At 61.0% G+C, this 13,804-nt stretch carries 12 protein-coding genes; 8 read left to right on the top strand and 4 right to left on the bottom strand.

Annotated features, from left to right (window positions below):
• The first annotated feature begins 103 nt into the window (after window positions 1–103).
• From KUF73_RS31275 to KUF73_RS02475, 3 genes are all read left to right on the top strand, one after another.
• Entirely contained in the window at window positions 104–232 is a 129-nt protein-coding gene (locus tag KUF73_RS31275; RefSeq protein ID WP_256345312.1) for a hypothetical protein, read from the top strand.
• A 16-nt stretch (window positions 233–248) separates the two neighbouring features.
• The gene (locus KUF73_RS02480) at window positions 249–2,243 is read left to right on the top strand and encodes an alkyl/aryl-sulfatase (protein ID WP_218436450.1); all 1,995 of its coding nucleotides are present in this window, start codon (window positions 249–251) and stop codon (window positions 2,241–2,243) included.
• Between the two features lie 186 nt (window positions 2,244–2,429).
• Window positions 2,430–2,888, top strand: coding sequence for a transposase (locus KUF73_RS02475; RefSeq protein ID WP_218436449.1), 459 nt, complete (start codon window positions 2,430–2,432; stop codon window positions 2,886–2,888).
• A 91-nt stretch (window positions 2,889–2,979) separates the two neighbouring features.
• Here the strand turns inward: KUF73_RS02475 and KUF73_RS02470 are convergent, their stop codons facing one another.
• Window positions 2,980–4,032, bottom strand: a complete 1,053-nt coding sequence (locus KUF73_RS02470; protein WP_218436448.1) for an AraC family transcriptional regulator — start codon at window positions 4,030–4,032, stop codon at window positions 2,980–2,982.
• A gap of 188 nt (window positions 4,033–4,220) precedes the next feature.
• Here KUF73_RS02470 and KUF73_RS02465 point away from each other — a divergent pair, with 188 nt between their 5' ends.
• The 3 genes from KUF73_RS02465 to KUF73_RS02455 all read left to right on the top strand — a co-directional run bounded on the left by KUF73_RS02465 (window position 4,221) and on the right by KUF73_RS02455 (window position 7,446).
• Window positions 4,221–5,882, top strand: coding sequence for a GMC family oxidoreductase (locus KUF73_RS02465; RefSeq protein ID WP_218436447.1), 1,662 nt, complete (start codon window positions 4,221–4,223; stop codon window positions 5,880–5,882).
• Entirely contained in the window at window positions 5,851–6,210 is a 360-nt protein-coding gene (locus KUF73_RS02460) for a hypothetical protein (protein WP_218436446.1), read from the top strand. The genes KUF73_RS02465 and KUF73_RS02460 overlap by 32 nt, the downstream gene beginning before the upstream one ends.
• Window positions 6,211–6,333: 123 nt before the next feature.
• Entirely contained in the window at window positions 6,334–7,446 is a 1,113-nt protein-coding gene (locus tag KUF73_RS02455; protein WP_218436445.1) for a CaiB/BaiF CoA-transferase family protein, read from the top strand.
• Window positions 7,447–7,543: 97 nt separating this feature from the next.
• Here KUF73_RS02455 and KUF73_RS02450 read toward each other — a convergent pair whose 3' ends face one another.
• The 3 genes from KUF73_RS02450 to KUF73_RS02440 all read right to left on the bottom strand — a co-directional run bounded on the left by KUF73_RS02450 (window position 7,544) and on the right by KUF73_RS02440 (window position 11,374).
• On the bottom strand, window positions 7,544–8,125 hold the full coding sequence (locus KUF73_RS02450) for a DUF2889 domain-containing protein (protein WP_218436444.1): 582 nt from the start codon (window positions 8,123–8,125) through the stop codon (window positions 7,544–7,546).
• Window positions 8,092–9,858 carry an arylsulfatase gene (locus KUF73_RS02445; RefSeq protein WP_256345311.1) on the bottom strand — a complete coding sequence of 589 codons (1,767 nt, stop codon included), beginning with the start codon at window positions 9,856–9,858 and terminating at the stop codon, window positions 8,092–8,094. Before KUF73_RS02445 ends, KUF73_RS02450 begins: the two co-directional genes overlap by 34 nt.
• A gap of 73 nt (window positions 9,859–9,931) precedes the next feature.
• Window positions 9,932–11,374: a coniferyl aldehyde dehydrogenase gene (locus KUF73_RS02440; RefSeq protein WP_218436442.1), complete on the bottom strand. Its 1,443-nt coding sequence runs from the start codon at window positions 11,372–11,374 to the stop codon at window positions 9,932–9,934.
• Between the two features lie 358 nt (window positions 11,375–11,732).
• On the opposite strand from KUF73_RS02440, the gene KUF73_RS02435 reads away from it, so the two are divergent.
• Window positions 11,733–12,518 (top strand): enoyl-CoA hydratase/isomerase family protein, encoded by a 786-nt coding sequence (locus KUF73_RS02435; protein ID WP_218436441.1) that lies wholly within the window; start codon window positions 11,733–11,735, stop codon window positions 12,516–12,518.
• A 30-nt stretch (window positions 12,519–12,548) separates the two neighbouring features.
• Entirely contained in the window at window positions 12,549–13,796 is a 1,248-nt protein-coding gene (locus tag KUF73_RS02430; protein ID WP_218436440.1) for a thiolase family protein, read from the top strand.
• Window positions 13,797–13,804 lie beyond the last annotated feature (8 nt).

Genomic DNA, 13,804 nt, shown 5'->3' with positions numbered 1-13,804 from the left:
ACACCCTGCTCTAAGGAGTGCAGGCCGAATCGGTCGAGGCTGTTGTATCGCGGGGGGTGGGTGGGTCGCCGGTCAATTGGGCCAAATCACCGGTCAGCACAACGTGGGCGCGACAAAGCGCCGGCGTTATTCCGCGTGGACTGGTGAACGGGCGCTATTGACCGGTCTGGAACAGGCATGGGGCGTAGAACAGCAGTCGAGCGGTCCGGCCTGCGCCGACCAGAACCCCTGACCTGAAAACAGAGCCCATGAAAAAGACCCTTCCTGTACTGCTGTTACCGACCTTGCTGGCCAGCCTGATCAGCCAGTGCGCCCTGGCCCATGTCGAGCCGAAATCAGCCGAGCCGGCCACCGTGGCGGCCAACACGGCGGTCAGCCAGATGCTGCAAGGCATGAACGGCCAGAGCGATGCCGACATCAATCGCGGCTTCATCGCCAGCATCCCGGACGCCGAAACGCTGACGGCCGACGGCAAGGTGATCTACAGCCTCAAGGGCTATGAATTCCTCAAGCCTGTCACCGGCCCGGACACTGTCAATCCAAGCCTGTGGCTGCAAGCGCGCAAATCCATGGCCAACGGTTTGTACAAGGTCACCGACGGTTTCTATCAGGTGCGCGGCATGGACCTGACCAACATGACCATCATCGAAGGCAAGACCGGGTTGATCATCATCGACCCGTTGATGACTGCCGAAACTGCACGCACGGCGCTGAATCTCTACTACGCGCATCGCCCGAAAAAACCGGTGCTGGCGGTGATCTACAACCACAGTCACGTCGACCATTACGGCGGCGTCAAAGGCATCGTCGACGAAGCCGACGTAAAGGCTGGCAAGGTGCAGATCATCGCGCCGGTAGGCTTCATGGACCATGCGATCGCCGAGAACGTCATGGCCGGCAACGCCATGAGCCGTCGCAGCGAATACCAGTTCGGCACCACCCTGCCCCGTGGTGATCGCGGTCAACTGGACCTCGGTGGCGCCAAGGCGTTGCCCAACGGCACCATCACCTTGATCCCGCCGACCCGCGAGATCAGCCAGCCCATCGAGAAGATTGAAATCGACGGCGTCGAGATCATCAACATGCTGACACCGGGCACCGAGGCGCCGGCAGAGATGGTTCACTACTTCCCGCAGCACAAAGTGCTCGACACCGGCGAACTGGCCCTGCAGACCCAACACCAGTTGCTGACCCTGCGCGGCGCGGAAATCCGCGACAGCCAGTCCTGGGCCAAATACCTCAACGAAGCCTTGCAGCGCTTTGGCGCGGACACCGACATTCTCGTCGGCCAGCACACCTGGCCGGTGTTCGGTAAACAGCAGGTCAACAACTACCTGAGCAAACAGCGCGATCTGTACAAGTGGATTCACGACCAGTCGTTGCGCCTGGTCAACAAGGGCTACAAACCGGTGGAGATCGCCGAGTACATGCGCCAGAACGTGCCATCGAGCCTGGCCAGCGAGTGGTTTACCCGGGGTTACTACGGCTCGGTGCAACGCAACGCCAAGGCGGTTTATCAGCAATACATGGGCTGGTACGACGCCAACCCGGCCAACATGGATGCCTTGAGCAACGCCGACTACGGACGCAAGTTTGTTGCTTACGCTGGCGGAGCCGATGCACTGCTCGCTCGCGCACAGGCGGACTACAAGGCGGGTGAATATCGCTGGGTGTCCCAGGCAATGAGTCATCTGGTCGATGCCGAACCGACCAATCAACCGGCACTCGAATTGTTCGCCGATGCCCTTGAACAACTCGGTTACCAGGCCGAATCAGCGGTGGAGCGCAACAGCTACCTGACCGGTGCCATGGAGCTGCGCAGTGGCGGCAAGAAAGTCCCGTCACCGCTGCGCACTGCCAGCCCCGACACCATCCGCGCGTTGTCGATCGAAAACATCTTCGACCTGCTGGGTGTACGCCTGAACGGGCCGAAAGCCGAAGGCAAACACATCGTGATGAACTGGAACTTCAGCGACAGCGGCAAGCACTACCTGCTGAACCTGGAAAACTCGGCGCTGACCTACTCCGCCGATCGCAGCGCCCCCAACCCGGACGCCACGCTCACGCTGAACCGCGACACCTTGAACGCGATCATGACCCAGCAGCTGACTCCGCAGCAGGCGATCCAGAACGGCCAACTGAAAATCGAGGGCAACCCTCAAGCCTTCGGCGGCCTGCTCGGCCTGATGGACACCTTCTCGCCGAACTTCGAAGTCATCCTGCCGAACCCGGCAGCGCAGTAAACACCCTGTAGGAACTGCCGCAGGCTGAGATCTTTTGACGTTGATTGTTTAGATCAAGATCAAAAGATCGCAGCCTGCGGCAGCTCCTACATTTGTCGTTCGACACATCCGGAAAATGCTTCGTCCTTCCGACGCAAACAACAGCGACTAACGTTCATTTTCAATCTATGAACGGAGGGCAACGGAATGCCTGCCGCTGCAAACGCCTGTCGCCTGCGTAGAGGTCGATATTCTGAATCGGGGCAGATTTATCTTCTGACTGCCGTCACTCACGAGCGGCAACCTGTGTTTGCGGATTGGCGAATGGGGCGCTTGTTAGTCGACCAATTGCGCAGTGCTGACGAAACTGAAAGGGTCACGTCGATGGCGTGGGTGGTAATGCCTGATCACCTGCATTGGCTGGTCCAACTGCACCAGGGTTCTTTATCTGAACTGGCCTGTCGCATCAAATCCAGAAGCAGCCGTTCAATCAATCTCAACCGTGGCCAAGAAGGCCGTTTATGGCAGCGCGGTTACCACGACCGTGCCCTGCGCCGCGATGAAAACCTGAGAAATACCGCCCGCTACATCATCATGAATCCACTGCGTGCGGGGCTGGTGCAACGGATCGGCGATTACCCGCTATGGGACGCCATCTGGCTGTAACACGCCCCCCATGTAGGAGCTGCCGAAGGCTGCGATCTTTTGATCTTGATCTTAAAAATCAACGTCAAAAGATCGCAGCCTTCGGCAGCTCCTACAGGGGTTGTGCCCGGTAATCGGTTGGTGAAAACCCGGTCCAGCGTTTAAAGGCGCGGGTGAAGTTGCTGGTGTCGCTAAACCCCAGCAGAAAGGTGATCTCAGTCACCGGTCGCGAGGCCTGGCTGAGGTAGCTGCAGGCCAGTTCCTTGCGGGTGTCGTCGAGCAGTTGCTGGAAATTGGTACCACGCTGGGACAATTTGAGCTGGAGTTTGGTCGGGCTCATGCACAGGGCGCTGGCGACCCGATCCCGGGTGCAGTCGCCGTCCGGCAGGAACTCGATGATCTTCTGCGTCACTCCAGTGATCACATCATTTTTTTCCAGTCGAGCCAGGTAACTGATGACGATGTTGTCGTTGACCTGCGCCAGCTCCGGGCAAGAACCGCTGAGCACTTGCATCAGGTCTGCCTTGGCGAACACCACCAGGCCGGACGTCTGACTGAACAGCACCGGGCAGCGGAACAACGTCAGGTAAGGTTCGGCGCCCTCATGCGGAACGGGCCGACGCATTTCCAGGCGCAAGGGAGTGAACTCCTGCCTGTGGATCAAGCGCATGGTGCGAATCAGGAAACCGAAGAATGCATCTTCCGTCTCGCTACTCAACTGCACCAGGTACTCGAATCGCAACAGCACCTGGTCGCCAACCTGTTCGAGACTGACCTTGGCCACCTGGGAAACCAACCGGAAGTACCGCTCCAGGCGCCGGCAGAAATCCATCAGGGTGCCACTGGCTGCGAGGGAATAGCCCAAGGCGTGCAGGTGCGTCAGGTGGATGTGCTTGGCCACGGTCAGGCCAAAATACGGATTGTTGGTGACGTCGACGCAGGCTTGGTACAAGCGGGTCATGGTGGGGACCGGCAGGCGGGTCATCGGGTCGGTGGACAAGTCCATCGGGATGCCCATGGCGCTGAAAATCCGTTTGCTGTCCACACCACTGGCGTCCAGCGCCCGCGCGATGGCCACGGTGTAGCTGCCGATGGTGGTGGGTTGCAGCGTTTCTTCACGCAGCGGTATTTCGGTGCCGGGCGTATCCATTTTCGAACCTGACATTGGCCTGCCTGTTGGGGATGCGAATTCCGATACTCGCTCCCGACGTTCCATCGGTCAATGACCCGTCCGGTGCTTGGCGCGATTGTCACCTGTCGCAGTGACCGTCGAATTGACTCAATTGACCGGTAGCGCCTCGTCCTTCTGCTCACAATGCGTTGAAGTTGTGCATCGAACAAAGAGAAGAACGCATGAACGAGAACACGGAATTCGATTACATCGTAGTCGGTGCAGGCGCTGCCGGTTGTGTAGTTGCCAGTCGCTTGTCGGAGGATTCGAATATTTCGGTCTGCCTGCTCGAAGCGGGCGGCCCGGACACCCATCCCCTGGTGCACATGCCGGCCGGCGTGGCCGCGATGGTGCCGACCTCGATCAACAACTGGCAGTACCAGACCGTGGCGCAATCGGGCCTGAACGGCCGCGTCGGTTATCAGCCTCGGGGCAAGACACTGGGCGGCAGTTCTTCGATCAACGCCATGGCCTATCACCGTGGCCATCCGGAAGATTTCAACCGCTGGGCGGCGCTGGGCAACCCGGGCTGGAGTTATCAGGAGGTGCTGCCGTTCTTCAAACGCGCCGAGCACAACGAACATTTCAAAGATCCGCTGCACGGCCAGAACGGCCCGCTCAACGTGCGTTTCCACTCCTCGCCCAATCCGTTTGGCGAAACCTTTGTCGAAGCCGGAATGCAAGCAGGCTACCCGGCCTGCCCTGACCAGAACGGCGCGACCATGGAGGGCTTCGGTCGCGTGCAAGTGATGCAGAAGGACGGACAGCGTTGCAGTGCGGCCAAGGCTTACCTGACACCGAACCGCCAGCGGCAAAACCTGCACATCGAAACCCACGCCCACGCCACGCGAATTCTCTTCGATGGCAAACGTGCGGTGGGCATCGAGTTCATGCAGAACGGGGTAAAACGCACCCTGCATGCGCGGCATGAACTGATCCTCAGTTCCGGCGCGTTCAACTCGCCGCAGCTGCTACTGCTGTCCGGCGTTGGCCCCTTGGCTGAACTGCTGAAATTCGACATCCCGGTGGTCCACGAACTACCCGGCGTCGGCCAGAACCTGGTCGACCACATCGACTACGTGCACTCCTACCGCGTCAAATCCAGACGCCTGATTGGCCTGTCGCTGGCCGGCGCCTGGGACATCACCAAAGCGGCGTTTAGTTACTGGCGCCGCCGCAGCGGTCCGCTGACCAGCAACTTCGCCGAGGCCTGTGCTTTCGTCAAAACCGCGCCGGAACTGGTTCAGGCTGATATCGAACTGGCCTTGACCATCGCCATGTTTGCCGACCATGGCCGCACCTTGTATCGCGGTCACGGCCTGAGCGTGCATGCCTGCCTGCTGCACCCGAAAAGCGTCGGGCAACTGACCCTGGCCAGTGCCGACCCGATGGTACCGCCGCTGATCGACCCGGCCTTCCTGACCCACCCTGACGACATCAAGACCCTGATCAAAGGCTACCGGGTCATCGAGAACGTCATGGCAACACCGGCGTTCAAAGCCTTCAGTCCACAAAGCGTGATTGATGCGCCGATGCGCAGCGATGCCGAGATCGAGCAGGTAGTGCGTAACCGCTCCGACACCCTCTACCACCCGGTCGGCACCTGCAAAATGGGCAGCGATGCAATGGCGGTGGTGGACGCCCGATTGAGCGTGCATGGCCTGCTGGGCTTGCGCGTGGTCGACGCTTCGATCATGCCGACTATCATTGGATGCAGCACCACGGCGGCGACGGTGATGATCGGCGAAAAAGCCGCCGAGTTTATCCGCCAGGATCGCGTCGCCAGCGCCTCTACCCCATCGAGTGATAGCCATGAATCCAGCGCGCTTTCTCACCCCGCATAAGCTGCTGACGGTGGCAGCGGTTGTCGAGCTTGCTACCGGATTGGCGCTCTTGTTTGCACCCGGACTGGTCAGCCAGCTGCTGCTGGGAATTGCCGGGACCGAGGTGATCGCGCTGTTTGCGCGGTTGTTCGGTTTGGCGCTGATTGCGCTCGGGATTGCCTGCTGGCCACGGCCGGCGAATGCCAGCGCGGTGTGGGCGATGCTGATCTACAACGGGACGATTGCGTTGTACCTGGCGTATGTCGGTTGGTTTGTCGGCAGCGGGCCGTTGCTGTGGCCCGCCGTTGTGTTTCACGCAGTGATGACCGCGTTGCTGGTCCGTCGTTAACGTCAAAAGATCGCAGCCTTCGGCAGCGCCTACACAGGCCTGCGTAAACCTGTAGGAGCTGCCGAAGGCTGCGATCTTTTGATCTTCATCCCCAATTTTCCGTTGAAACATAGGAGTACTCACATGGGCGTACTGGACGGCGTTCGCATCGTCGAAATTGCCGGCATCGGTCCGGGGCCGTTCTGCGGCATGTTGCTGGCGGACATGGGCGCCGAGGTGATCCTCGTCGAACGCGCCGGCACCAAGGGCAGCGACATGCTCGACCTGGGCAAGCATGCGATCGTCAATCGCGGCAAGCAGTCGATCGCACTGGACCTCAAAGACCCCGAAGCCATCGAAGCGGTGTTGCGCCTGATCGAAGGCGCCGACGCGCTGATCGAAGGCATGCGGCCCGGCGTCATGGAGCGTCTGGGCCTGGGTCCCGACGTCTGCCTGGCGCGCAATCCTCGATTGGTCTACGGGCGCATGACCGGTTGGGGCCAGCAAGGCCCGTTGGCTCAGGCCGCCGGCCATGACCTCAACTACATCGCGTTGTCCGGTGCCTTGTGGTTCAGCGGTGAGGCCGGTCAACCGCCAATGGCGCCACCCACGCTGGTCGGCGATCTGGGCGGCGGCGCACTGTACCTGGCGATGGGGATTCTGGCGGGGATCATCAACGCCAGCACCAACGGCGTCGGCCAGGTGGTGGACGCGGCCATTGTCGATGGCAGCGCCAACCTGATGAACCTGTTGCTGTCGGCGCATTCTGCCGGTCAACAACCGCTGGAACGGGGTTGCGGACTGCTAGACGGCGCCCACTGGAGCCGCACCTATGCCTGCGCCGATGGCTCGTTCGTCAGCGTGCAGGCCCTCGAACCGCAGTTCAATGCACTGCTGTTCAACAAGCTCGGGCTGGGCGACGACGCGGATTTCAAGAATCCCTATGACCCGCGCCTGTGGGGCACCTTGCGCGAGCGACTGGCCGCCGTGTTTGCCAGCCAGCCGCGCCAGCACTGGATCGACCTGTTGCAAGGCAGCGATGCCTGTTTCGCGCCGGTGCTGACACCCGCTGAAGCGCTGACGCATCCGCACATGGCTGAACGAGGCGTGTACTCGCGCCACGACGGTGTGCTGCAAGCGGCACCGGCACCACGGTTTTCGGCAACGCCTTCAACGGCTGGCCTGGTGCCAAAACGCGGCGAGCACACTGCACAAATCCTGCAAAAGGCCGGCATTCAACTCAGCACTGCCAGCTAACAAATCCCCTTTAGGAGCTGCCGCAGGCTGCGATCTTTTGACGTTGTTCTTACAAAACAAAATCAAAAGATCGCAGCCTGCGGCAGCTCCTACAGGGTTATTTTTTCAGGAATATCGCCACCGGGCTGTCCTCACGCAACGCGTAACAGGTATTAATCAAACGGCCGGTGGCGTCGCTGTACGCTTCGGCATCTTCCGCCGTACGCGGCGCCACCATTGCCCTAGCCATGGGGATCGTCTGAAACGCCGTGGTCGCCATCGGCAGCAGCAACTCGGTCAAATGCACGCACCCGCCGACACCGCCGAACAGCTCCTTGATGCGCCGTGAAAAGCCCGGACCGACCCGCTCCCCCAGCAACTTGTCATACGCCGGCATCGACCCGCGACATTGACTGGTGGGGACGTCGGGCATACTCACCTGGACTTCTTGCACGATAAAGTCATCGTCCAGTGTCAGGCGGATCAGCATGCCGTGATAGGTCTGGCCGGCTGCAACAGTTCGGCCTTCAGCCAGGGTCACCGGATGCGTCTTGCTGTCGTTCAATTGGCCCTCGATATCCCACAGGCCATCGGCTCGCAAAAATCCCTGACACTCGACCTTGCGCCGGTGAATCAACCGGCGGCCCCACTCGTCGACTTCATTGATCACGATTGTTCGCCCCTGCTGCGACGACGCCATACCCAAACTCCGATCAACAGCACCAACACGGCCAACACTGGCGGGGCAGCGGCTTTGAGTTTCGGTATCAGCACATGCTGCAACGCGTACAACTGGCCCTGGCGCTTGTAGTCATAACCCGCCGGCATCGGCAGCACGCCGTTGACCTGCGCGTACTCGACGTAGTCCGCTTGCATGCGCAGGAAACGCTCTGGTTCCTGACGCTGCAGGTCGTTCACTTCGCCGGGGTCGGTGGCGATGTTGTAGAGATGCCATCGCTCGTCGCCCACCGGTTTCAGGCTTTTCACCAGTTTGTAATCGCCCTTGAACAACGCCGCACTGCCCGACAGTTCGTAGCCGATGGCCTGATCTTCGGGGTGTACCCGCTCGGACCGGCCGTGCAACACCGGCATCAGACTGCTGCCGATCAAGGGCTCGACGGTTCTGCCTTTGTATTGTCCGCCAGGGTCTTGAACACCGGCCACCTCCAGCAACGTCGGCACAATGTCGGTGACGTGAGCGAAGGTTCTGGAAATTTGATTGGCCTGGATACCGGGCACGCCGGAAACGATCAGTGGCGTGCGCAGCCCGCCCTCCCCGGCGAAAAATTTGTAGCCGCTCAACGGTGCCGCTGCGGCACTGGCCCAGCTCGGGCCGATGCTGGAGAAACCGCCCTTGCCGCCCAGTCGGTCAATGTCGCGGGAGTACTTCACTTCCAGCCACAGCTTCAGCGCGAGAATGTCGTAGGGGTTGGTCGGTTCGCTGCCATTGTCGGAAAGGAACACAAACACTGTGTTGTCGTATTCGCCAGTGTCTTTGAGGTGGGCGATCAGGCGGCCGATTTCCAGGTCCATGGTTTCCGCCATGCCGGCATAGACTTCCATGCGCCGTGCTTCGTAGCGTTTTTCATGTTCATCCAGCGCCTCCCAGTCAGCAGTGCTGGCCATCGTCAGCATGGCGGATTCGGCCGGGATCAGGCCCAGTTCTACCGCACGATCACGACGGGCCTTGCGCAATGCGGTCCAGCCTTGGTCATAGCGACCACGGTATTTATCGATGATGTCCTTGGGTGCCTGGACCGGAATGTGGTTGGCCTGAAAGCCCAGATATGCAAAAAACGGCTGCCCGTCCGCGCGGTCCTGCGCGATGTAATCCATGGCTTTGTCGACAATGAACGTCGAGGAGTAATAGTCCTTGGGCAGGTGCGCCGGTTGGCCGTTTTCGAACCACGCGGCTTTGTCGTACAGCGGTGCATAGGGCCGTTCCTCCCAGTTGTCCGAGCCGCTGTCGGCCTGGATGAACGAGCGCTCGAAGCCGCGATTATTTGGCAGCGTGTCGGCGGTTTTACCCAGATGCCATTTGCCGGTGATGTAGGTGTGATAACCGCTGTCCTTGAGCAGGCTGGCCACGGTGATCGCGTTGTCATTGAGCACGCCGCTGTAGCCCGGTTTGCCGAGATGCTCGGCGGGCATAGTCTCCGGCATATTGCCGACGCCATTGCGGTGGTTGTCGACGCCAGTCAGCAGCATCGAGCGGGTCGGCGAGCAAGATGCAGTGACATGAAAATCGGCAAAGCGCACGCCTTCACGGGCCAGTGTGTCGATGTTCGGCGTGGCGATTTCGCTGCCAAAAGCGCCGACATCGCTGTAGCCCCAGTCGTCGGCGACCAGGACCACGATGTTTGGGCGTTTTGGGGTGGCGAGGCATTGGGGGGCGAAAGCGAGACAGCACAGGGTCAGGACAAGAGGTTTCATCGGGGGCATTTTTTTCCCTTTTGGACGAAGATCAAGATCAAAAGATCGCAGCCTGCGGCAGCTCCTACAGGGGTTAGGGTTTCAATAACGCACCCATTACACGTCGGAACAATTTGCCGTACGGCGGGCGCAACATACCCATCACATCCCAGCGCGGCGGCGTGAATACCGACCGTTGCAGGCTGAACGCCTTGAAGCCGTCGCCGCCGCGATATCGACCGAAACCGGAATTGCCGCAACCACCGAACGGCAGGTCGCTCTGGAAAATATGCTGCATGACTTCGTTGATACAGGCACCACCCGAGGACGTCCGCTGCAACACCTGCTTCGCTTCGGCGCGGTCATCGCCAAAGTAGTACAGCGCCAGCGGGCGCGGACGCGCATTGACGTAGGCAATGGCCTCGTCGATGGAACGGTAAGCGCGGATCGGTAACAGCGGGCCGAAGAGTTCTTCCTGCATCACCAGTGCCTGCTCCGGCGGGTCCACCAACAGTGTCGGGGCGATCTTGCGCACGCTGGCGAGTTCTTCGTCGGCGGGATTGACCTCGATGCACCGCACGTACCACGACCGGGCATCCGCCAGGTAGGTTTGCAGTCGTTGGTATTGGCCCGGCGTGGCCATGGCGGTGTAGTCGGGGTTATCGCGCAGGGTCGGGAACATCTTGCGCAGTTCTTCCTGCATGCAGGTCAGCAATGATTCGAGGTCATTCTCGTGTACCAGCACGTAATCCGGGGCGATACAGGCTTGACCGGCGCTGATGCCCTTGCCGCCCCAGATGCGCCGCGCGGCATTGCCCAGATCAGCGCCGCGACCAATGATCGTCGGCGACTTGCCGCCCAGCTCAAGCGTGAGCGGCGTCAGGTTTTGCGCGGCGGCGGCCATCACCAGTCGCCCTACCCGGGGGCTGCCGGTGAAGATGATGTGATCCAGCGGTAATGCGGAAAATGCCGCGCCGACTTCCGCGCCACCGACAAAAGCCGCGACCTCGGTGTCGTCGAAGTAACGCGCCACCAGTTTGATCAGCAGTGCCGCAGTGGTGGGGGTGAACTCCGACAGCGTGATCATCGCCCGATTGCCCGCCGCAAAGGCTTCGGCCAACGGGCCCAGAGCGATGGCCACCGGAAAATTCCACGGTGCCATGATGCCGATGCTGCCCAGCGGCTGGAAGTGGATCTCGGCCTTGGCGCCGAGCCATCCGGTGCCCATTTCCGGCGTGCGTCGCTCGGCCTTCATCCAGCGATGCACCCGCTGGCGCGCGTACTTGAGCCCGGCAACCGGCAACAGCACATCGCTCATCAACGAGTGGTCGTGCGAGCGCCAGGAAAAATCCGTCGCCAGCGCCTCACACAGCGCCTGGCGGTTTTCCAGTACCAGCGCAATGACCCGGTCAATACGGTCGATGCGCAATGCGACCGGGGGTGGACCTTCGGCAGCTTGTGCAGCCTTTTGCCGCGCAAGCACGTCGTGCATTCGAGCGATGGTCACATGGGCATTGAGGTCTTGGCTGCTGGCCATGGGATTCCTTGGGTACTGAAAAGAGAGATCACCCGATGGTGCGCAACACCTGCGCGCGATGCCGGTCATCTGAAGCCTTTCACCAGTCTTTGGCGCAGCAGATACCTGACCGGCAACGACAAGATTAAAAGATCGCAGCCTGCGGCAGCTCCTACATGGAAGCGCATGTCCCCTATAGGAGCTGCCGCAGGCTGCGATCTTTTGATTTCTTGCCGCCATCGCTGGCAAGTCAGCCGACCTTTTATGCTCCAGCAGACAAGCGCTTTGGTCGCAATGACCTGCGCAGCACCGGACAGCATTCCTACTATCGGCCCATCGATGACGCCAATAGCGCGACTAACAATAAAGGGGAGCTGTCATGAGTGAAGATGTGTTGCTGTTTGAAATCATTGGCCCGGTAGCGCGCTTGACGCTCAACCGGCCACGGGCCATGAATGCGCTGAACCTGGCAACCCTCGCCGAGCTGGAACGCAGCCTTGATGACATCGCCCGCAACGATGAATTGCGCGCAGTGATTCTGACCGGCAATGGCCCGGCCTTCTGCGCCGGTGCCGATCTGAAAGAAGTGCTGGCCGGTGCCAGCCTCGCCGCCGGTGAAGCGGATTTTCTCGACCGTGCCAATCAGGTGTTCGGGCAACTGCGCAACTTCCCCAAACCGGTGATCGCCGCCCTCAACGGCGTGACCATGGCCGGCGGCCTGGAGCTGGCGATGTGCGCCGACATCGTGGTCGCCGCACAAACCGCGACCCTCGCCGATGCCCACGCCAACTTCGGCGTCTACCCCGGTGCCGGTGGTGCGGCGGTGTTGCCCCGCCTGATTCCATTGAACATGGCGATGTACCTGCTGCTGACCGGCAAATCCCTGTCGGCCACGGAAATGAAAGTCTACGGCCTGGTCTGTGAAGTCCACGCCGACGCCGAACTTGCCGACGCCACCCTGGCCCTGGCCAACCAGATCGCGAAAAAGAGCCCGATTGCCCTGCGCCGCATGAAAGAAGTGGCGCGCACCTCGGCTGACAAGTCCCGCGACGACGCCTTGCTGCATGAGCAAGTCATGCTGCGCCAGCACCTGCGCACCGCTGACTTCCAGGAAGGCCTGCAAGCCTTTGGCGAAAAACGCGCACCGAACTTCAAGGGCCGCTAGGCCGAACGCCGCAAACCTCAGGATCAGACAATGAACGATATCTACGTAGTGGGCGTCGGCATGACGCCGTTTGGCCGGTTGCTGGAGCGCAGCGTCTACGACATGGTCGACGAAGCCGTGGGCCTGGCACTCAAAGATGCCGGTGCCACCAACGCTGACGTCGGCTCGGTGTACTACAGCACCATGACTAACGGCATGTTGCAGGGCCAGACCGGGATTCCCGGCCCCATCGCCATGCGCCGCATCGGCATCGAAGGCGTGCCGGTGTTCTCGGTAGAGAACGCGTGTGCGTCCGGCTCGTCGGCGTTCAACCTGGCGACCCTGGCGCTGCGCGCCGGTCAGTGCGACATCGCCCTGGCGGTCGGTGCCGAGAAGATGAACATCCCGGACAAGGCCAAGATGTTCGCCGTGTTCGACGGCGGCTGGGACGTGTCCACAGTCGAGCAGAACAAACACACGTTGCTGGCCATGGGCGAAGGCATCGTGCCGCCGCCGGGCACGGTGTCCGAACGCCCGTACAGTGTGTTCATGGACGTGTACGCCGCAATTTGTCGCAACCACATGCTGCGTTACGGCACCACCCAACGGCAGATCGCCGCCGTTGCGGCGAAGAACCACCAGCACTCGGTGCACAACTCGCTGGCGCAGTTCCAGCAAGCCTTCAGCATCGACGAAGTGTTGGCCTCGCCGCCGATCTGCTACCCGCTGACCACCCTGATGTGCTCGCCAATCAGCGACGGCGCCGCCGCCGTGCTGCTGTGCAACGCCGAGGGCCTCAAACGCTTGAAAAGTTCGGGTGATCGCGCTGTTCGCGTACTGGCCAGCGTCGTGCAAACCGGCACCAACCGTGGCCTCGACGAACCAGAAAAAATCGTTGCGCACCTGGCGGCGAAAAAAGCCTACGCCCAAGCCGGCGTTGAACCTGGTGACGTCTGCGTCGCCGAGGTGCACGACGCCTCTGCCATCGGCGAAATCCTCAATGCCGAATCGCTGATGCTGGTGCCGTTCGGCCAGGGTGGCCCGGCAGCCGAGCGCGGTGATTTCACCGTCGGCGGCCTCATGCCGATCAACCCGTCCGGCGGTCTCGAATCCAAGGGTCACCCGATCGGCGCCACCGGTCTTGGGCAAATCCATGAACTGGTCACGCAACTGCGCGGTGAGGCCGGCAAGCGCCAGGTCGAAGGCGCGCGCATCGCCATTCAGGAAAACGGCGGCGGACTGTTCGGCATCGAAGAAGCCGTGGTCGCCGTCAACATTCTCGCCAACAAAAACTATTAAGGAGAACC

Origin of the sequence: Pseudomonas sp. PD9R, assembly GCF_019200975.1 — a bacterium.
Classification (GTDB): domain Bacteria; phylum Pseudomonadota; class Gammaproteobacteria; order Pseudomonadales; family Pseudomonadaceae; genus Aquipseudomonas.
This window is presented reverse-complemented; position numbering and strand designations above follow the sequence as displayed.

What these genes read in the sequence shown, in the direction of transcription:
- KUF73_RS02480 (WP_218436450.1), top strand. Translation starts at nt 249, where the DNA reads ATGAAAAAGACCCTTCCTGTACTGCTGTTACCGACCTTGCTGGCCAGC.
- KUF73_RS02475 (WP_218436449.1), top strand. Translation starts at nt 2,430, where the DNA reads ATGCCTGCCGCTGCAAACGCCTGTCGCCTGCGTAGAGGTCGATATTCT.
- KUF73_RS02470 (WP_218436448.1), bottom strand. Translation starts at nt 4,032, where the DNA reads ATGTCAGGTTCGAAAATGGATACGCCCGGCACCGAAATACCGCTGCGT.
- KUF73_RS02465 (WP_218436447.1), top strand. Translation starts at nt 4,221, where the DNA reads ATGAACGAGAACACGGAATTCGATTACATCGTAGTCGGTGCAGGCGCT.
- KUF73_RS02460 (WP_218436446.1), top strand. Translation starts at nt 5,851, where the DNA reads ATGAATCCAGCGCGCTTTCTCACCCCGCATAAGCTGCTGACGGTGGCA.
- KUF73_RS02455 (WP_218436445.1), top strand. Translation starts at nt 6,334, where the DNA reads ATGGGCGTACTGGACGGCGTTCGCATCGTCGAAATTGCCGGCATCGGT.
- KUF73_RS02450 (WP_218436444.1), bottom strand. Translation starts at nt 8,125, where the DNA reads ATGGCGTCGTCGCAGCAGGGGCGAACAATCGTGATCAATGAAGTCGAC.
- KUF73_RS02445 (WP_256345311.1), bottom strand. Translation starts at nt 9,858, where the DNA reads ATGAAACCTCTTGTCCTGACCCTGTGCTGTCTCGCTTTCGCCCCCCAA.
- KUF73_RS02440 (WP_218436442.1), bottom strand. Translation starts at nt 11,374, where the DNA reads ATGGCCAGCAGCCAAGACCTCAATGCCCATGTGACCATCGCTCGAATG.
- KUF73_RS02435 (WP_218436441.1), top strand. Translation starts at nt 11,733, where the DNA reads ATGAGTGAAGATGTGTTGCTGTTTGAAATCATTGGCCCGGTAGCGCGC.
- KUF73_RS02430 (WP_218436440.1), top strand. Translation starts at nt 12,549, where the DNA reads ATGAACGATATCTACGTAGTGGGCGTCGGCATGACGCCGTTTGGCCGG.